Source organism: Catellatospora tritici, from assembly GCF_019083965.1.
Lineage (GTDB): Bacteria > Actinomycetota > Actinomycetes > Mycobacteriales > Micromonosporaceae > Catellatospora > Catellatospora tritici.
Window position 1 is genome coordinate 165253 of sequence record NZ_JAHRCY010000004.1, and the last position, 18362, is coordinate 183614.

The window sequence follows — 18362 nt, forward strand, 5'->3', positions numbered from 1 at the left end:
CGCCACCTCACCCGCACGCCGACGGGCAGTCCGGAAGTCCGGCGCTACGCCGTGATCGCGTGCCGGACGGCCACCCGGGGCCGAGGTCGGACAGCACGACATCGGCCCTGGGTGCCCGCAGTTCGACGGCGGTCGTGTCGCCGGTCGCCACCCCGACCGCCCTGGCCCCGACCGCCTGGGTGGCCTGGACGTCGCGGCACGTGTCGCCGACGATCACCAGGTCGGCGCCGACCAGGGACAGGCCGAGAACCCGCCGGGTTCGGGCCAGCGCATGGCGGGGCAGTTCGGTCCGCTCGACGGCGTCCCCGCCGTACGCGCCGATCCGCAGGTCCAATCCGGTCCCCAGGCCGAAGGCGGCCAACGCGACCCTGCTCCGCCCCGACAGTCTCCGCCAGGCGTGGCACGGTCGTCGGCTGGGTAGGAGCACCGCGGGGTCCCCTATCCGTCGGTTCGCGCCACCGGCAGAATTCATGGACCGTGCCGTCCCGGCACGGCCAGTGTGGAACGAGGTCGCCATGGTCGTCGCTGCCCGCAGCCCGCAGGCGCGTGCCCTGGTCACCGATGCCGCAGACGCGCAGCGGGCCGCCCGGACCCTGCTCGACGCCGAAGGCCACCTCGTCACCGAGATCCGCGAACTGGCCGACGCGCACCGCCGGCGGCTGCTCGACGAACGCCTCAACAATGTCGACGTCGCGCGATTGCGGGACGCGGCCGATGGCCGCTTGCGCCTCGGATCGCTGCAGGCGGCGGGGATCACCACCGTCGGCCAGCTCATCTCCCAGCGCCGGCAGCTGCACCGGTACCCCGGAGTCGGACCGACCACCGTCGCCCAGATCGAGTCCGCCCTCGAAGCCCTGGCCGCGTCCGTCGAGGCCGAAACCGTCCTGCGGCCCGACCCGGACCGCCGCTCGCCCGAGGACACCCACCTGCTGCGCCTGCTGCACCGGTTGGTCCTCACTCGCCGCCGGGTGCGCCCCCTCCTCGCCCGCGCCCGCGAACTGCATGACGCGGTCGCCGCCGACCTCGACGGCGCACGCCTGGCCAACAACCGCTGGCGCAGCCTGTTCCGCGGCCGCCAAGGACGCCAGGCCGACCGCGCCGCACTGGCCGCACTCGAAGACGCACTGCGTACACCGCGGCTGGAAGCCGCCCGCACCAAAGTCCTCGCCGCCCGCACCGCCCTGGCGCAGGAGCCGACCGCCCAGCAGTTGTGGCGCAAGTACCAGACCGACGCCGCCACCTACCTGACCCTGCTGGCCGAGGTGACCGGTCGGCAGGTAGGCGAGCACGGCCCGGCCGGAAACCTGCCGTCCGACACCGCCGACAGCATCGACAAGCTGCGTCTGGACACCAGTCTGCTGAAGTCCACCCTGCGCGGCTACCAGTCCTTCGGTGCCCGGTTCATGCTCGTGCAGCGGCGGGTGATCCTCGGTGACGAGATGGGCCTGGGCAAGACCGTGGAGACGCTCGCGGCCATGTGCCACCTGGCAGCCAACGGCGAACGGCACTTCCTGGTCGTCTGCCCGCCGAGCCTGGCCGGAAACTGGATGCACGAGATCAGACGCCACTGCAAACTGACCCCGCGCCTGCTCTACGGCGGTGACACCGCCAAGAACCTCGCCGCCTGGCGCACCCAGGGCGGCGTCGGCGTGACCACCTACACCGCCCTCGACCGGCTGGACCTCGACGAGGTCAGGGTCGCCATGGCCGCCTTCGACGAAGCCCACTACATCAAGAACCCGACCACCAAGCGCACCCGCCACAGCCGCCGCCTCATCGACCAGGCCGAGCGGGTGACCCTGCTGACCGGCACTCCGCTGGAGAACCGGGTGGCGGAGTTCGGGGTGCTCACCGAACACATCAACCCCGCCGTGGCCCGACAGGCGGCCGAGGCGTCGTCACCCGATGCGTTCCGCCAGGCCATCGCACCGGCCTACCTCCGCCGCAACCAGTCCGACGTGCTCGCCGAGCTTCCCGACCGGATCGAGACCGTGCAGCCGGTGTCGCTGGCGCCGGACGAGTTGGCCGCCTACCGCAAGGCCGTGTGGGAAGGGCATTTCATGACGATGCGCCGGGCCACCTTCGGCGACCCGGCCCGCACCTCGACCAAACTCGAACACATCCGCCAGATCGCCGAGGAGGCGCTCGCGGAGGGACACAAGGTCCTCGTGTTCTCGTACTTCCGTGACGTGCTCACCGCGGTCGCCGCGGCGCTGGGGCCACGGGCGCACGGACCGCTCACCGGCACGACCCCCGCGCTGCAGCGCCAGCAGGTCGTCGACGCGTTCACCGCCAGCCGGAGACCGGCGGTGCTGGTCAGCCAGATCGAGGTCGGCGGCGTCGGGCTGAACCTGCAGACCGCCTCGGTGGTGATCCTGGTCGAGCCGCAGTGGAAGCCCAGCACCGAGGAGCAGGCCATCGCGCGCTGCCATCGCATGGGTCAGGTCCGGCCGGTGCAGGTGTTCCGGCTGGTCGCCGAGGACACCGTCGACACCAGCATGCGCGAGCTGGTCGCGGGAAAGGCCGCGATCTTCGACGAGTACGCCCGGCCCAGCGCGGCCAAGGACGCCAACGCCCAGGCTGTGGAGGGGGCTGACAAGGACAGCAAGCGCGCTGCCGCCGAGCGCCAGATCATCGAGCGGGAGCGGGCACGCCTGCGGGAGGTGGGCGACGACTGACGCTGAGCGTCAGCGCCCGTGGGCTGACTGGAAGCGCGGTTTCCTCGTAGGCTGACCACACATGCGAGGAACAGGAGGCTCAGGTGGGCGAGACGACCGTGGCCGAGGTGATGGCCGAGCTCGCCGCGCTCGAAGACCCGCGGGCACGCGAGGTGAACGAGAGACACGGTGACGATCACGGGGTGAACCTCGGCAAACTTCGCGAACTGGCCAAGCGGCTGAAGACCCGACAGGAACTCGCCCGCGAACTCTGGGCGACCGACGACACGGCGGCCAGACTCCTGGCGCTGCTGATCTGCCGCCCGAAGGCGTTCGAGCGGGACGAGCTGGACGCCATGCTCCGCCAGGCGCGCACCCCTAAGGTGCACGACTGGCTCGTGAACTACGTGGTGAAGAAGAACCCGCACGTCGAGGACCTGCGGCTGGCCTGGTTCGCCGACCCGGATCCGCTGGTCGCCAGCGCCGGGTGGGCGCTGACCACCGAACGCGTGGCGAAGAAGCCCGAGGGCCTCGACCTCGCCGGGCTGCTCGACCTCATCGAGGCGCAGCTGAAGAGCGCCCCGGACCGCCTGCAGTGGGCGATGAACCACTGCCTGGCCCAGATCGGGATCGACCACGCCGAACACCGCGCCCGCGCGATCGCCATCGGCGAGCGCCTCGAAGTGCTCAAGGACTACCCGACTCCGCCGAATTGCACGTCGCCCTTCGCGCCCATCTGGATCACCGAGATGGTGCGCCGCCAGAACGGCGCCTAGGAAGATCCGATGTGGCGGGATCGGGGCGCTCAGACGGTGTCTCGTGGTTCGGCAGGGTTCATTTCCGCCTGAACCGGGCGCGCGATCCCGCTGGCCGGGTGCCGAGCGCCAGCCGGGGGCGAGTCGCGCGAAGCCGCGTGCGTGCGACTTCGGCGCGGACCCGGCTACGCCACTGCTTCCACCGGGTGGCGCCGATTATCGACGAGAATATGACCATCATGGCGCCGACGAACCCGACCGGTCCCACCACCCATGATCGATGCCCGCTCAGCTGACCGAACTCGGCGACGAAGTCGGTGGGGTCGGCCGGGTTCACCCACACTGCCACGGGGGTGCCGGACACCAGGCAGACCCGCACACAGGGCATCTCGGCCTCGATGGGGCGCCCGTCGAACTCGTACCGGAAGAACATGGTTCTGCTCGGGCTCGACCGGCCGCGCTCGTACTGCTCCAGTGCGGAGACGGTCAGCTGCAGCGGAACCCCCGTCTGACGCAGCCGCGCCGCCCAATCCTCGTCGTGTCGCGCCTGCAGGAAAGGCAGCGAGAGCAACGCCAAGCCAACCGCGAAGGCGGCTGCCGTCAGCAGTACGGCGGTGCGGGCGCTGACGACGATCGGTTTCACCATGCGGGCATGATCGCAGGCATGGGCAAGGGTCGACCAGGTCTATTCTAGCGCTAGAATGCGGACATGGGGTTGACCGATGCGGAGCTGACCGTTCTCGGGCTGCTCCTGGAACAGCCGCGTCACGGGTACGAGCTGGAACGCGTCATCGAGGAGCGGGGAGTGCGCGCCTGGACGGCGCTCGGCTTCTCGTCGATCTACTACCTGCTGGACAAGCTGGCCGGGCGCGGACTGATCGAAGTTGTCGCGACGCCGGGCGAGAAGCGATCGGCGAAGTCGCGCGCCACCTTCCGGGTGACAGCGGCGGGTCGTGACCTGTGCGCGGGAGCCACGAAAGACGCGCTGGCGACGCTGACCCCGGTGCGCTCTCGCGTCCTGATCGGGATCGCGAACAGTCCGGGCCTGCCGGAGCCGGACGTGGCGGCCGGGTTGGCCCGGCGACTGGAGGCGCTGCGAAACCAACTGGCGGAGCTACGGGCGACCAGGGCCGGGCAGGCCCCACTGCCCACCGCCGCCTCGGCGATCTTCGACTACTGCGAAGCCATGCTCCGGGCCGATATCGACTGGACCGAGACCACGCTGGGCGTGCTGACCAAGGAGACCGCGATGGACAAGTTCGACATCAAGAAGGCGCATCGGGAGCTGTACGCGCCGCCGGCGAAGGACTTCGTCGTCGTGGACGTCCCTGAGCTGCGCTACCTCGCGGTCGACGGCCATGGCGACCCGAACACGTCCGGGGCGTACACCCGCGCCGTCGAGGCCCTGTTCACGGTGGCGTACACGCTGAAGTTCACCAGTAAGAAGGCCCTTGGTCGCGACTTCGTGGTCGGGCCGTTGGAAGGCCTGTGGCGAGCCGACGACCCCGCTGCCTTCCTCACGAGGAACAAGGACGCCTGGGCGTGGACCATGATGATCAGCCAGCCGGACTGGATCACCGAGGACATGATCGGCGTGGCCGTCGCCGAGGCCGCCAAGAAGAAGGCCAACCCGGCGCTGGCCGAGCTTCGCCTGCTCAGCCTGGTCGAGGGCAGCTGCGTCCAGATCCTGCACCTCGGCTCGTACGACGATGAGGCGCCGACCCTGGACCGCCTACACAACCGCTTTCTGCCCGACCATGGTCTGACCTTCAACGGCGACCACCACGAGATCTATCTCAGCGACGCACGGCGAACTGAACCGGCCAAGCTCAAGACGATTCTCAGGCAACCCGTCAAAGCGGGGTGACGGCCGACTCCGAGCGGCTGAGGTCGGTGCTCTTCGGCCCGAGGTCCTGCTCGGCGATGACGGTCTCGCGTCGGTTGCGACGGCGCAGCACCCCGGCCACCCCGGCCGCGGTGGCACCCGCGAGCACGGTGAGGATCGCCAACCGGGTGCCGACCGACATCCCGTTGCCCTGCGTAGCACCAGCCATGGCACACCTCCTGTTTCAGCAGCATAGGCCGGACCTGGGTCGCCGTGGCGGCGTTGACTCGCCTCACTCCGCTGCGGGAAGCGGCAGGCCGCGCATATGAACATTCTGTTTAAAACGATTCGTTGACAACGAGGGGTTCATGTAGTTGGCTGGCGTCATGGCCGAGACAGATCCGTTCACCCCCTTCGACTCCGAGCGGGCCCGAGCCGGGCGCGATTTCGCGGCGCTGACCCGCATCGCCGAGCGGCACGCCGCCACCGAGACGCAGCGCCGCCGCTGGACCCATGCGCACGTGCTGGACCCGTATGAGGCGGTGTCGCTGTCGGTGTCGCTGGCGGCAGGTTCGGCGCTGCCGGAGCCGGGAGAGGAGCCGTTCGACGAGGCGGACCTGACCGCCGCGCTCACGCTGCTCCCACGGGTGCGGGCCGAACTCGACGCGCTCGAGGCGGGCCTGCTCGACCTGGCGCGTGCGCGTGGGCTCACCTGGCAGGCGATCGCCTTCGGGCTCGGACTCGGCACGCCGCAGGCGGCCCGCCAGCGTTACGAGCGGCTGACCGGCCGCGCTCGCACCGCGACCGAGTAGCCGGAACCGGACAGCTCCACCTTTGACGAATGAACGGCGGTTATGCAGTTGATGACCGTCTTTTCCTGAAGGCGGCATTTGTCCGTGGTGCTGGGCTGGGGCATCCTGGGACGAAAGCTGCGGTGGTCGGAGGCGATCCGTATGTCCACTGACGTGACAGTTCCTCGAGGCGATTCCGATCGGCGTGGACGTGCGTGACGCCGACACCGGCGAGCCCGTGTACGCCAACCAGGTCGCCGGCCGCATCCTCGGCTACGACCCCGGCAAGGTCGTCGCACCGGAGGACCTGCCCAATCTCTACACCAGCGGCACCGGCGAACCCTTCCCACCCGAACGGCTTCCACTGGCCCAGGCCCGGCAGGGCCACACCGCCAGCGTCGACGACCTCGAGGTCGAGGTCGACGCCCAGCGCCGCCGACTGGAGGTGGTCGCTACACCCATCCGCGACGGCGACGAGATCCGCTACGTCCTGGTCGCGCTGGCCGACATCACCGCCGAACGCCAGATGGCCGAAGAACTGCGAAAACTCTCGGTCGTCGACGAGCTGACCGGCGTGAACAACCGTCGCGGCTTCCTGCTCGCCGCGCGGACCGAACTCCGCCGGGCGCAATTGGCCCGCCGTCCGGCCGTCCTGCTCTTCATCGACCTCGACGGCCTCAAACGGATCAACGACACGTACGGCCACAGCGCCGGCGACCACGCCATCGGGGCGACCGCGGGGCTGCTTCGGGCCAATACCCGCCGCGGGGACGTCCTCGGCCGGATCGGCGGCGACGAGCTGTGGGCGCGCCGGTTGCGTGATCAGGTCGACCGGCACAACGACTCGGCGGGCCAGCCGTACGAACTCGCCGTCACCGTCGGGGTGTCGGTCTTCAACCATGACAGCTCGACCACGATCGAAGAATTGATCGACCGTGCCGACGCGGCCATGTACCTGGCCCGGGAACTGGATGACCGGCAGGAGCCGACAGGGCCAGTGCGAATCCACGCCCGGCCTCGGATCACCCACGAGCGCGGCTGATCCGGGCCGGCACCCGGCCGGACCACGCGGTCAGGGTGGCTCCCAGGGCCTGTTTCACAAGTCTCGGTGGAGCGAGCAGGTAGCCCCCGCATGAACAAACCCCGGCAGTTTCGACGCAGCATTGCGTTACGCGGCGTGCCGTGTGGCGAGGTGGGCGAGCAGGACATTCAGGAGTGCCTGCGGGGTCCGCAGCGGCAGGTAGTGGTCGGCGCCCTCGATGGTATGGCCCTTCGCATCGGGGATGCCGGTGGTCAGGCGCTCGGCGGCGGCGGCGATCCCAGGATGGTCGTCACCGCCCCAGAGAACCACGGTCGGTGCGGCGATGCGGTGTAGGTGATCACCGGCGTTCAGGGTGGGCTGGCTCAGGTGTCGTTCCGCGGCGATGCGCCGGTAGGCGTTGTCCCAGACCATGCGTTCGATCAACGGGCCGCCCGGGGCAAGAGGTCCGAGCGACGCCCACACCTCGAGTTCGAGGCGGGCGAGCCGTTCGGCGTCGCCACACCGGCGCGCCTCGTCATAGGCGAGACCGGCGGCCGTCTCCGGCCAGTCGACTCCGGCGACGGCCGCGCCAACCAGCGCGAGCGCGGTCACCCGACCCGGATGGATCAGTGCCATGTCGATCGCGGTCTCACCGCCCATGCTCATCCCGACCAGCGCCGCCGCGCCAACGTCGCAGGCGTCGAGGACGCTGGCGAGGTCGTCGATGTCGGAGTAGGCGGTGGTCGGCGAATCGGAGTCGCCCAGTCCCCGGGCGTCGTAGCGGATGACGGTGTACGAGGCGGCCAGCGCCGGCACGATCTCGTCCCACAACCGACCATCGATGCCGGAGCCGTGCAGCAGCACGACCGACGGCCCGGACCCGACCTGTTCGACGGCCAGACCGGCCACCCGCATGTGCATCGAGCGAGCCTAGGCCACGGACCTGCGATTCTTCACGGCAGGCCGGCGTCGGTGAAGCAACCGCGACGCGGGCCGGTGCGGCGGGCCCGGCCGATCCAGGTGGACGGCCGGGCCCGTCGAGCGGAACCGGATCAGGCGAGATCGAACCGGTCCAGGTCCATGACCTTGGTCCAGGCCGCGACGAAGTCGGTGGCGAACTTCTCGCGGGCGTCCTGGCTGGCGTAGACCTCCGCGATGGCCCGCAGCTGCGAGTTCGAGCCGAAGATGAGGTCGACCGCGGTGGCGGTCCACTTCACCTCGTCGGTGGCCACGTCGCGGATCTCGTACACGTTCTCGTCGGTCTCCGAGGCCTTCCAGCGGGTGCCGGGCGACAGCAGGTTGGTGAAGAACTGGTTGGTCAGCACGCCGGGCCGGTCGGTGAAGACACCGTGCCGGGTGCCGCCGACGTTGGCGCCCAGGCCGCGCAGGCCGCCGACGAGCACGGTCATCTCAGGCGCGGTCAGGTTGAGCATGTAGGCCCGGTCCAGCAGCAACACCTCTGGTTGGGTCTTCTCGTCCGGGTGCAGGTAGTTGCGGAACCCGTCGGCCCGTGGCTCGAGGAACTGGAACGACTCGACGTCGGTCTGCTCCTGGCCGGCGTCGGTGCGGCCGGGGTGGAACGGCACGGTCACCTCGACGCCGCCGTCGCGGGCGGCCTTCTCGACCGCCGCCGAACCGGCCAGCACGATCAGGTCGGCCAGCGAGATCTTCGCGCCGCCAGCGTCGTTGAACTCCCGCTGGATGCCCTCGAGCTGCTGCAGGACGGTCGCCAGCTGCGCGGGCTGGTTGACCTCCCAGCTGCGCTGCGGCTCCAGTCGCAGCCGTCCGCCGTTGGCGCCACCGCGCCTGTCGGTGTACCGGAAGCTCGCGGCGGCGGCCCAGGCGGTGGAGACGAGCTGCGCGGTGGTCAGGCCGGAGTCCAGCACCTTGGCCTTGAGCGCGGTGATGTCGGCGGCGCCGACGAGTTGGTGGTCCACGGCCGGGACGGGGTCCTGCCACAGCTGGGCCTCGGGCACCCACGGGCCGAGGAATCGGCTGACCGGGCCCATGTCGCGGTGCAGCAGCTTGTACCAGGCCTTGGCGAAGGCCAGCGCGAACTCGTCGGGGTTCTCGAGGAAGCGGCGCGAGATCTTCTCGTACGCCGGGTCGACGCGCAGTGACAGGTCGGTGGTGAGCATCGTCGGCTTGTGCTTGCGCGACGGGTCGTACGCGTCCGGGATGATCTCCTCGGCGTCCTTGGCGACCCACTGCTTGGCCCCACCGGGGCTGGTGCTGCGCTCCCACTCGTAGCCGAAGAGGATCTCGAAGAACCGGTTGCTCCACTGCGTCGGCCGGTCCGTCCACGTCACCTCGAGGCCGCTGGTGATCGTGTCGGTGCCCTTGCCGCTGCCGTTGCTGCTCAGCCAGCCCAGGCCCTGCGCCTCCAGCGGGGCGGCCTCAGGCTCGGGGCCCACGTGGTCGGTGGCGACCGCGGCGCCGTGGGTCTTGCCGAAGGTGTGCCCGCCGGCGATGAGGGCGACGGTCTCCTCGTCGTTCATCGCCATCCGGGCGAAGGTCTCGCGGATGAAGTGCGCCGCCGCGGCCGGGTCGGCGTTGCCGTTCGGGCCCTCGGGGTTGACGTAGATGAGGCCCATCTCGGTCGCGCCGACGCCGGTGGCCATCTCCTTCTCGGAGACGTAGCGCTCGTCGCCGAGCCAGGCGTTCTCGGGGCCCCAGAAGATCTCCTCGGGCTCCCAGACGTCCTCGCGGCCGAAGCCGAAACCGAAGGTCTTGAACCCCATCGACTCCAGGGCCACGTTGCCGGCCAGCACGAGCAGGTCGGCCCAGGAGACCTGCTGGCCGTACTTCTGCTTGACCGGCCACAGCAGGCGGCGGGCCTTGTCCAGGTTGGCGTTGTCGGGCCAGCTGTTGAGCGGGGCGAACCGCTGGCCGCCGTCGCCGGCGCCGCCGCGTCCGTCGTGGGTGCGGTAGGTGCCCGCGGCGTGCCAGCTCATCCGGATCATCAGACCGCCGTAGTGGCCGAAGTCGGCGGGCCACCAGTCCTGCGACGTGGTGAGGACATCGATGATGTCCTGCTTGAGCGCCGCGACGTCGAGCTTGCCGAACTCCTTGGCGTAGCTGAAGTCTGGGCCCAGCGGGTTCCCCTTGGCGGAGTGGGCGTGCAGCACCGACAGGTCGAGCTGGTTGGGCCACCAGTCCCGGTTGGTACGCGGACGGCCGCCGGTCTTCGGGGTCGGCGAGGCGATGGCCGGGTTCTCGCTCTCGCTGCCGTGCGCGGTCGCGGAATCGTTCGCGACCGGGCAACCGGCCGCCGCTTTCTGCTCCACGCCCTGCGGGCTGGCGGGTGCGTTGTCCTGGGTGTTGCTCATCTCTTCCTCCGGACTGTGGTTCATCGGGAAATGCGGGCGGTCGCGCAGCCGGGGCAGGTGCCCCAGTAGACGACCTCCGCTTCGTCGACCACGAATCCGTGGTCGTCCGAGGCGGTGAGGCAGGGCGCGTCGCCGACGGCGCAGTCGACGTCGGCGATGACGCCGCAGGAGCGGCACACGACGTGGTGGTGGTTGTCGCCCACCCGGGACTCGTAGCGGGCGACCGCCCCGACCGTGTGGATGCGTCGCACCAGACCGGTCTCGGTGAGCGCGCGCAGAACGTCGTACACCGTCTGGTGGGAGACCCTGGGGTGGTCGGAGCGCACCAGGGTGATCACCGTCTCGGTGTCGACGTGTGGGTGGTCACGCAGTGCCGCCAGCACCGCCAACCGGGGCCGGGTCACGTGCAGACCGACTGCCCGCAACTGCGCCTCGAAGTCGGACGTCATACGGTCAAATGCCACTCATCTGGAACAATTCAAGTTTACTTTCGCGATGCTACTGGTGGTCTCGCATGATTGGGGCGACTTCTCAGCATTTTTATGCCACCGGCAGGGCGCACCGGCCGCCGGACACGCCGCCGTGGGTCAAAGTTCGCAGCTTGTACGCCATTACCGACCTACCCGGCGGCGTCCGGGAATAACCTGGGCCGCGCCAGTGTCAAGCATGGACACGAGAGAGGGGTATCGATGGCCACCACTACCGACTACGACGCGCCACGCGGCAGCGTCGTGGAGGACGACAGCCTGGAGGAACTTCAGGCACGCAGGCAGACGCCCAACTCAGCCGTACTGGACGTCGACGATCTCGACATCGCCGAGTCGTTCACGCTGGCCGGCGCCGAGCAGCTCGACGAGGAGCTGACGGTCACGGTCGTGCCGATGCAGCTGGACGAGTTCCGCTGTGACCGCTGCTTCCTGGTCCGGCACCGCAACCAGCGCAGCCAACCGGGACGCGACGTCTGCCGCGACTGCAGCTGAGTCACTCCGACACTCGAGTCCGTCTACAGGCGCAACGTGCTCACATCCTGACCGAGCAGCACCGCGCCGACGAGCTCGAGGGTGTCGGCGTTGACCAGGGCGTGCTGGGCGGCCACGTTGACGTCACGGAAGTGGCGCTGCAGCGGGCTCGACCGGTATGCGGCGGTGCCACCGGCGGCACGGTAGAGCCGACCGACCGCGTCGGCCGCCATCGTCGTCGCGTTGGTGATCGCCAGTCGCAGTCGGGCCCGATCCGCCAGGGCCACGGCCTGGGCCGCGCATGCCTGTGCCCAGCAGCGGCTGACCTCATCCAGCAGGAACGCCCGCCCGGCGGCGCGCAGCGCGGTCGCTTCGGCCAGCACGGCCTGCGCGGCGGGTTTGGCCGCGAGCGGCTGACGGGTCAGCGGGTGGAGCTTGACCTCGGCCAATCGCGTGAACTCGTCGATCGCCGCCTGCACGATGCCCAGGGCCACCGCACCGATGCCCATGGCCAGCAGGCTCAGCACCGGGAACGCCCCGTGCGGCGTCGCGGGCGGCACGGCGAGCGAGAACGTCCGCTCGGTCGGCACGAACACAGCATCGGCGAACATGTCGTGGCTGCCCGTGCCGCACAGCCCGACCGCGTCCCAGGTGTCCTGGACGGTCACCTCCGACCGGGGCATGATGGCCAGCAGCACCTGCGGCGCCCCGGTCGGGCCGAGGACGACCGCATCGCCCTCCACCACCAGGCACCCGCCGACCAGCCACGTGGCCTGCTGCGACGCGCTCGCGAACGCCCACTGGCCGCGGACCCGGAAGCCGCCGGGCACCGGTGTCGCCCGGCCGGACGGCGCTGCCACCCCGGCGATGAGGCAACCCGGGTCGGCGAGCATCCCAGTCGCGACGGCCGGGTCGAGGTAGCCGAAGACCACACTGGTCGCGGCACCGATCATCGCCGTCCAGCCGGTGGACCCGTCCGCGCGGCCGAGCAGCTCGCACGCCGCGAGCATGGTCATCGGGTCGGCCTGCAGCCCGCCGACCGTCCGCGGCGCGGCCAAGCGAAAGACCCCGGTGTCGGCCAGGCGGGCGATCACCTGCTCCGGCACGGCCCGGTTCCGCTCGATGTCCTGAGCCGACTCGGCGATCTCGGGGGCCAGCTTCGTCAGAGCCTGCAACAGGTTCTCGGCGGTCGGCGACATGGCGCCAGCATAGGGACGGGCGCCGCACCCCCGCCGCCGGGCCCGCGCGTCCGGACAGGACTCTGGGCTGTACCAGCGGGTACAGCCCAGAGTCCGGCGACACCTGACGGGACGGCGTCGGTCCTATTCGGCCCGCAGTGCCGTGGCCACCCGGGTACGCGCCGCCCACCCGGCGGGCAGCAGCGCGCCGAGCACCGCCAGCACGATGCCCGCCCCGCCGAGGAGCACCAGCTGACCCGGCTGGTAGACCTCCATCGCCGACCGCGGCAGGGCGGTCGAGGCCGCCTCGCCCATGACCGGCACCACCGCGTGGTGCAGCGCGACACCCAACGGCACCGCGACCACCCCCGCGAGCAGCCCCAGCCCGACCATCGACGTGATCACCATGGTCCGGGTCTGGCGCGGCGTCATGCCGAGCGACTTGAGCACCCCGATCTCGTGGATGCGCTCGCGGGTGGTCAGCACCACCGTGTTGAGCACGCCGAGGGCCGCGACGACTCCCAGCAGCAGCGTGAGCGTGGCGATCAGCGCCTGAATGATCAGGAACGTCTCCCCGTCCTCGCCGACCGTCCGGTCCTCGACGTACACCCCGGAGGTCTCCTCCGGGAACTGCTGCCGCAGCGCCTGCGTGTACGCGCCCGGATCGGTGCCCGGCGCGAGCGCCACCTCGATCTCGGCCATCAGCGGCTTCGTGAGCAGCGAGGCGTCACCGATCATGGTGAGCTGGTCGCTGCCGTTGATGACCTCGCCGGTGATGGTCACCTCGCGGCCGCCGGGCAGGACCACCCGGTCCCCGACGGCGTAGCCGGTCTGCCGCGCGAAATACGACGTGACCACGACCTCGCTCGTGCCGCGGTACCAACGCCCGGCGGCGATGCGGTACCCGTTCCAGCTCGCGTCACCGGTGTATCCGTTGAGGTTGACCTCCTGCGCGATGCCCGCGACCCGGATGTCGGCCATCCGCAGCATGGTCGAGTGCGCCGTGCCCGCCGTCGCGGCGACCGCGGCGGCCACATCAGCCGGGTCTGGCGGGTCGACCGGGTCGCCGCCCGGCGGCCGGAACTGTGGGCCGAACGCACCGGGGATCATGACGTGCACCGTCACCGGGACGGCGTCGATCCGAGTGAAGGCGGTGTTCACCTCGTTCATCGACGCGGACAGGCCATTGGAGAAGACCAGCGTGACCGCGCCGAGCAGCAGCGCGACCAGCGTCGCCACCGCCCGCGACGGCCGGGCCAGCGGCATGCCCAGCCCGAGTGCGATCGGGCGGGGCAGCCGCGAGGCGGTCAGGGCGCGGCGGGCCCGGAAGCCCTGGCCGGTACGCGGGGCGCGGCCCACGCTGATCGCCTGGTTGGCGGCCAGCCGCCCGGCTCGCAGCGCCGGTCCGACGGCGGCCAGCGCCACCAGCAGTGGCGCGGCCAGCGCCACCAGGCCCAGGACCCACAGCGGAACGCCCGCGCCGTCGGTGGGCAGGCCGTACGCGTCGTCGGTCTGCGCCAGCAGTGGCACGGCCAGCCCGGCACCCAGCGCCACCCCGAGCACGGTGCCGCCCAGCGCCGGGACGAGCACCTGCGTGACGTACACGGCGACGACCTGCCCGGGGGTGAACCCGAGGGTCTTGAGGATGCCGATCGTCCGGAATCCCGACACGACCGCGCCGCTGACGACGTTGACCGTGATCAGCACGGACAGCACGATGCCCAGCAGCGCGAACGCGACCACGAACGGGGCGATCGCCGAGATCGACCGGTTGAGCGCCTGGCGGATCGTCAGGTATGTCGCCGCGCCGGTGACCGCGCCGGTGGGGAGCCCGGCGGTGGCCGTGGCCAGTTCGGCGCGCAGGGTCGCGTCGTCGCCGCCCGGGGTGGTGAAGCGGTAGAGCATCTGCCGGGCGGCGTTCTCGCCGCCGAGCACCTCGGTCTGGGTGGGCCATACCCAGGCGTCGGCGGTGCCGGTGACCGACGCGGCGATGCCGACCACCCGCAGTCGCGCCCCGCTGACCGTCACCTCGGTGCCGATGGCGGTGCGTGGCCCGGAGGTGCGACGGGTGAGCACGATCTGGCCCGGCCCGGTCAACCACGTGCCGCTGCTGACGGTGAGCCGGTCCACCGGCCCGGCCTGCGCGCTGCGGCCGACGACGACGAACTCCGCGCCAGGCGGCCCGAACATGCCGGAAATGCCCGTGGTGACCAGGTCGAACGGCCCCGCGCTGGCGGCGACCCCGGCCGCGCCGCCGGTCGCGGCGAGCTGGTCGGTGGACACGTCGGCCCGGACCGTCGCGGTGACGTGGGAGCCCTGGGCCTCGGCGAACGCGGCGTCGAACGGCCCGTGCGAGGCCACGAGCAGGCCGACCCCGAGCACCGCGGTGGCAGCCGACAGCAGCACGACCACGCCGACGATCAGGGTCTGCAGCCTGCGGCGCGCGACCGCCGCCCGTGCCGCGCTGAGGACGGCGCTCACGCGGGCACCGCCTCGGTGGCGTGGCCGTCGCGCATGGTGATCAGGCGGCGGCCGGCCGCGCTGGCCAGCTGCGGGTCGTGGGTGACCAGCAGCAGGGTCAGCCCATCGGCGGACAGCTCGTGCAGCAGATCCCGTACGCCCGCGGCGGCCTCCTGGTCGACGGCCCCGGTGGGCTCGTCGGCCAGCAGCAGCTGGGGCCGGTTCATCAGCGCGCGGGCGATGGCGACACGCTGGCGCTGACCGCCGGACAGGCGGGCCGGGTAGTCGTCGGACTTGCCCGCGATGCCGAGCCGTTCCAGCAGCTCGTCGGCGCGGGAGCGGGCCTGGGCGGTACGCATCCCGGCCAGGCGGGCGGGCAGCAGCACGTTGTCGCGGACGGTCATCTCATCCAGCAGGTGGAAGAACTGGAAGATGATGCCGACGTTGGCGCTGCGGAAGCGGGCCAGCGCGGTCTCCGACAGCTTGTCGACGCGTACGCCCGCGACCTCGACGCTGCCGCCGGTGGGGCGGTCCAGCCCGGCGATGACGTTGAGCAGGGTCGACTTGCCGCTGCCCGACGGGCCCATGACGGCCACGGCCTCCCCGGCCCGCACGGTCAGGTCGACGCCCGCCAGGGCGGGTGGACCGGCCGCCTCGTACGCCTTCGCCACGTCGCGCAGGCGGATCAGTTCGGTCATGCTCGGGTGCCCCTTCCAGGTCCGATGTTCGGTCCTGGCGACGGTAGGAAGAGAGGGGCCGCGGGCGCGTCCGGCGCGGGAGCGAACCCGGCGGGGTGGCGTCCGCCACGATGATGAGCCGGGTAGTCACCACGGCGGACGCCACCCGCCGCTGACCTGGGCACAATGTACGGCGTGCCGATTGACCTGCGCCGCCTGCCCGACCGCATCGGGCTGCCCCGGACCGACTTCGCCCTCGCGGCGCTGCTGGTGCTCGCCGGGATCCTGTGGGCCGTCGCGATCGGCAGCGGTCAGGGCGACGCGCCGGCCCCGGTCCAGCTCGGCCTGCCGGGACTGAGCCGACCCACCGCCGGGACCCGCGTGGACATCCCGGAGATTCCCGAGATACCGGCTGCGCCGGGGCTCCCGGATGGTCCGGGTGGGGAAATGCGGCCACCGATCATGCCGTGGGAGTTCGGGCCGCACGAGGACGACGGCGGTTTCAGCGAGGGCATGCTGTTGGTCAACGTCATCGCCGCGCTGGCCGTGGCGGTGCGCCGCAGGTGGCCGCTGACCGGGTTCGCCGTCGCCGCCGGTGCCGTCTTCGTGATTCAGGACGGGCTGCTGTGGCCGGGCTTCCTGGCCATCCTGATCTGCGCCTACTCGGCCGTCGCCTACGGCCGCAGCGTACGGCGGGCCGGGGCGCTGCTGGCGGTCGCGGCGGTCGTCTCGGCGACGCTGTTCGCCCAGTCGATCCCGCAGATGCCCGGCTGGGCCAGCCCGTTCGCGGTGCTGCTGCCCGCCGGGCTGTTCGCCGCCGCGCTGCGCAGCGCCCGCGACCGGGCCGACGCCGCCGCTCGCCGCGCCGCCGCGCTCGAACAGGAGCAGGCGGCCACGGCCCGTGCCGCGATGGCCGAGGAGCGGGCGCGCATCGCCCGTGAGCTGCACGACGTCGTCAGCCACCACGTCAGTGTCATGGTGGTGCAGGCAGGCGCCGCCGGAAAGGTCATCGAGCGCCGACCCGACCTGGCGGCCGGGGCGCTGAGCGCGATCGAGGACAGCGGCCGGGCCGCCATGGCCGAGCTGCGCCATCTGCTGGGGCTGATGGCGCCGGTCGATGACCGGCTGCACCCCCAGCCGGGCCTGCGCGAGCTGGACACCCTGGTCGACGCGGTACGCGCGGCGGGCCAGCCGGTGACCCTGCGCCGCGACCGCGCCGACGTGCCCGAGGGCATCGACCTGACGGCGTACCGGGTGGTGCAGGAGGGGCTGACCAACGCGCTGCGGCACGCGCCAGGCGCCCACACCGCGGTGGACATCCGCCGCGACGGCGACGATTTGCTGGTCGAGGTGAGCAACGAGGTGCCAACCGCAGAGCCGGGTGGGCCCGGCGCCGGACGCGGGCTGCTCGGTTTGCGCGAGCGGCTCCGGCTGCACCACGGGAGCCTGCAGGCCGGTGCCGCCCCGGGCGGCGGCTTCCGGCTCACCGCCCGCATCCCGGCGGCGTCATGAGCGAGTCGTTGCGCGTCGTCGTCGCCGACGACCAGGCGCTGGTCCGCAGCGGGTTCGCGATGATCCTCACCGCGGCCGGGATCGACGTGGTGGGGGAGGCCGGTGACGGCGAGGCCGCGCTGGCGGCGGTGCGGCGGCTGCGCCCGGACGTGGTGCTGATGGACATCCGGATGCCGGGCATGGACGGCCTGGAGGCGACCCGTCGACTCCTGGCCACCGGCCCGAGCACCATCGCGGGCACGCCCACCCGCGTGATCATCCTGACCACCTTCGACCTCGACGAGTACGTCTACGCCGCGCTGCGCGCCGGGGCCAGCGGGTTCCTGCTCAAGGACGTGACGCCCGACCACCTGGTGCACGCGGTCCGGTTGGTCCAGGAGGGGGACGCGCTGCTGGCCCCGTCCATCACCCGCCGGCTGGTCGACCGGTTCGCCTCGGGCTCGGGCGTACGCGAGGACCACGGGGCGCTGCCGACGCTGACCGCGCGCGAGCGTGAGGTGCTGGTGCTGCTGGCCCGTGGGCTGTCCAACGCCGAACTGGCCGCGCGGCTGCAACTGGGCGAGGCCACGGTGAAGACGCACGTGGCGCGTATCCTGGCCAAGCTCCAGCTGCGCGACCGGGTGCAGGCGGTGATCTTCGCGTACGAGAGCGGTCTGGTCGCCCCCGGCTCCTGAGTTTGGCCCCTTTCCGGGTGGAATGTCGCAGGAGAACGGCTGGAGCGTATCTGTGGTGGTTATGTAGCCCAGGCACCTGACGTCCGTCGCATGTGGATGTCCGCACCGGCCAGACTGTGCGCGACAGCGGCGGCGGCGCTGCTGATGGCCCTGCCCGGCACCGCCTACGCGGCCGCGCCGACACCTGTCTACGCGCCCGCCAACGCGATCGCCGACCCGGGCGTGGTGCGCGAGCAGGGCGACTTCTACGTCTACTCGACCGGGTCGGGTGCCCGCGTGAGCCGGGGCGACGAGGCCGCCGGGCCGTGGAGCGGCGAAGGCCCGGCACTGGACGACCGGCGCCGCGCGCTCTACGCCACCATCCTCAGCTGGGGCTCCGACAACGCCGCCCCGGACGTGGGCGCGTTCCGCTGACCGGCGGAAAGGAATCCTTAGTGTACGCAAGACGTGTTCTCGCCGTCCTGGTGGAGCTCACGATCCCCGCACCGTGAGGCAACTCCCGCAACCGCGCACGGTGGCGGTCC

General features: G+C 71.4%; 18 protein-coding genes. 9 read left to right on the forward strand and 9 right to left on the reverse strand.

The genetic code is table 11. From position 1 onward, the window contains the following. Positions 1-7: 7 nt before the first annotated feature. Positions 8-361, reverse strand: a complete 354-nt coding sequence (locus KUA19_RS10550; RefSeq protein WP_254549179.1) for an HAD hydrolase-like protein — start codon at positions 359-361, stop codon at positions 8-10. A 154-nt stretch (positions 362-515) separates the two neighbouring features. On the opposite strand from KUA19_RS10550, the gene KUA19_RS10555 reads away from it, so the two are divergent. Both KUA19_RS10555 and KUA19_RS10560 read left to right on the forward strand, forming a co-directional pair. Further along, positions 516-2678, forward strand: a complete 2163-nt coding sequence (locus KUA19_RS10555; RefSeq protein ID WP_217396003.1) for a DEAD/DEAH box helicase — start codon at positions 516-518, stop codon at positions 2676-2678. Positions 2679-2788: 110 nt separating this feature from the next. After that, positions 2789-3433, forward strand: a complete 645-nt coding sequence (locus KUA19_RS10560; RefSeq protein WP_217396329.1) for a DNA alkylation repair protein — start codon at positions 2789-2791, stop codon at positions 3431-3433. A gap of 58 nt (positions 3434-3491) precedes the next feature. Here the strand turns inward: KUA19_RS10560 and KUA19_RS10565 are convergent, their stop codons facing one another. Next, positions 3492-4058, reverse strand: coding sequence for a DUF3592 domain-containing protein (locus KUA19_RS10565; RefSeq protein ID WP_217396004.1), 567 nt, complete (start codon positions 4056-4058; stop codon positions 3492-3494). Between the two features lie 63 nt (positions 4059-4121). Here KUA19_RS10565 and KUA19_RS10570 point away from each other — a divergent pair, with 63 nt between their 5' ends. Continuing rightward, on the forward strand, positions 4122-5279 hold the full coding sequence (locus tag KUA19_RS10570) for a GyrI-like domain-containing protein (RefSeq protein WP_217396005.1): 1158 nt from the start codon (positions 4122-4124) through the stop codon (positions 5277-5279). On the opposite strand, the gene KUA19_RS10575 is transcribed toward KUA19_RS10570, so the two are convergent. After that, complete coding sequence (locus KUA19_RS10575; RefSeq protein ID WP_217396006.1) at positions 5266-5466, reverse strand: hypothetical protein; 201 nt, start codon at positions 5464-5466, stop codon at positions 5266-5268. The genes KUA19_RS10570 and KUA19_RS10575 overlap by 14 nt on opposite strands. Before the next feature lie 157 nt (positions 5467-5623). Here KUA19_RS10575 and KUA19_RS10580 point away from each other — a divergent pair, with 157 nt between their 5' ends. Both KUA19_RS10580 and KUA19_RS44475 read left to right on the forward strand, forming a co-directional pair. Further along, positions 5624-6049, forward strand: coding sequence for a DNA-binding protein (locus KUA19_RS10580; protein WP_217396007.1), 426 nt, complete (start codon positions 5624-5626; stop codon positions 6047-6049). A 172-nt stretch (positions 6050-6221) separates the two neighbouring features. Continuing rightward, a complete protein-coding gene (locus tag KUA19_RS44475; RefSeq protein ID WP_372451794.1) occupies positions 6222-7070 on the forward strand; it encodes a GGDEF domain-containing protein in 849 nt (282 codons plus the stop codon). 126 nt (positions 7071-7196) lie between these two features. Here the strand turns inward: KUA19_RS44475 and KUA19_RS10590 are convergent, their stop codons facing one another. The 3 genes from KUA19_RS10590 to KUA19_RS10600 form a co-directional block, all read right to left on the reverse strand. Then, the gene (locus KUA19_RS10590; protein WP_217396009.1) at positions 7197-7970 is read right to left on the reverse strand and encodes an alpha/beta fold hydrolase; all 774 of its coding nucleotides are present in this window, start codon (positions 7968-7970) and stop codon (positions 7197-7199) included. 131 nt (positions 7971-8101) lie between these two features. After that, the gene (katG, locus tag KUA19_RS10595; RefSeq protein WP_217396010.1) at positions 8102-10378 is read right to left on the reverse strand and encodes a catalase/peroxidase HPI; all 2277 of its coding nucleotides are present in this window, start codon (positions 10376-10378) and stop codon (positions 8102-8104) included. Positions 10379-10398: 20 nt separating this feature from the next. Further along, the gene (locus KUA19_RS10600) at positions 10399-10827 is read right to left on the reverse strand and encodes a Fur family transcriptional regulator (RefSeq protein ID WP_217396011.1); all 429 of its coding nucleotides are present in this window, start codon (positions 10825-10827) and stop codon (positions 10399-10401) included. A gap of 240 nt (positions 10828-11067) precedes the next feature. Between KUA19_RS10600 and KUA19_RS10605 the strand changes: the two genes are divergently transcribed. Next, entirely contained in the window at positions 11068-11358 is a 291-nt protein-coding gene (locus KUA19_RS10605; protein ID WP_217396012.1) for a DUF4193 family protein, read from the forward strand. A 23-nt stretch (positions 11359-11381) separates the two neighbouring features. Here KUA19_RS10605 and KUA19_RS10610 read toward each other — a convergent pair whose 3' ends face one another. From KUA19_RS10610 to KUA19_RS10620, 3 genes are all read right to left on the reverse strand, one after another. After that, a complete protein-coding gene (locus KUA19_RS10610; RefSeq protein WP_217396013.1) occupies positions 11382-12536 on the reverse strand; it encodes an acyl-CoA dehydrogenase family protein in 1155 nt (384 codons plus the stop codon). Positions 12537-12659: 123 nt separating this feature from the next. After that, entirely contained in the window at positions 12660-14996 is a 2337-nt protein-coding gene (locus KUA19_RS10615) for an ABC transporter permease (protein ID WP_217396014.1), read from the reverse strand. Then, complete coding sequence (locus KUA19_RS10620; RefSeq protein ID WP_217396015.1) at positions 14993-15673, reverse strand: ABC transporter ATP-binding protein; 681 nt, start codon at positions 15671-15673, stop codon at positions 14993-14995. Before KUA19_RS10620 ends, KUA19_RS10615 begins: the two co-directional genes overlap by 4 nt. A 174-nt stretch (positions 15674-15847) precedes the next feature. Here KUA19_RS10620 and KUA19_RS44480 point away from each other — a divergent pair, with 174 nt between their 5' ends. The 3 genes from KUA19_RS44480 to KUA19_RS10635 all read left to right on the forward strand — a co-directional run bounded on the left by KUA19_RS44480 (position 15848) and on the right by KUA19_RS10635 (position 18252). Continuing rightward, positions 15848-17164, forward strand: a complete 1317-nt coding sequence (locus tag KUA19_RS44480; RefSeq protein WP_217396016.1) for a sensor histidine kinase — start codon at positions 15848-15850, stop codon at positions 17162-17164. After that, the gene (locus KUA19_RS10630) at positions 17161-17838 is read left to right on the forward strand and encodes a response regulator (RefSeq protein ID WP_217396017.1); all 678 of its coding nucleotides are present in this window, start codon (positions 17161-17163) and stop codon (positions 17836-17838) included. The genes KUA19_RS44480 and KUA19_RS10630 overlap by 4 nt, the downstream gene beginning before the upstream one ends. A 90-nt stretch (positions 17839-17928) precedes the next feature. After that, positions 17929-18252: a hypothetical protein gene (locus KUA19_RS10635; protein WP_217396018.1), complete on the forward strand. Its 324-nt coding sequence runs from the start codon at positions 17929-17931 to the stop codon at positions 18250-18252. The last annotated feature ends 110 nt before the right edge of the window (positions 18253-18362 follow it).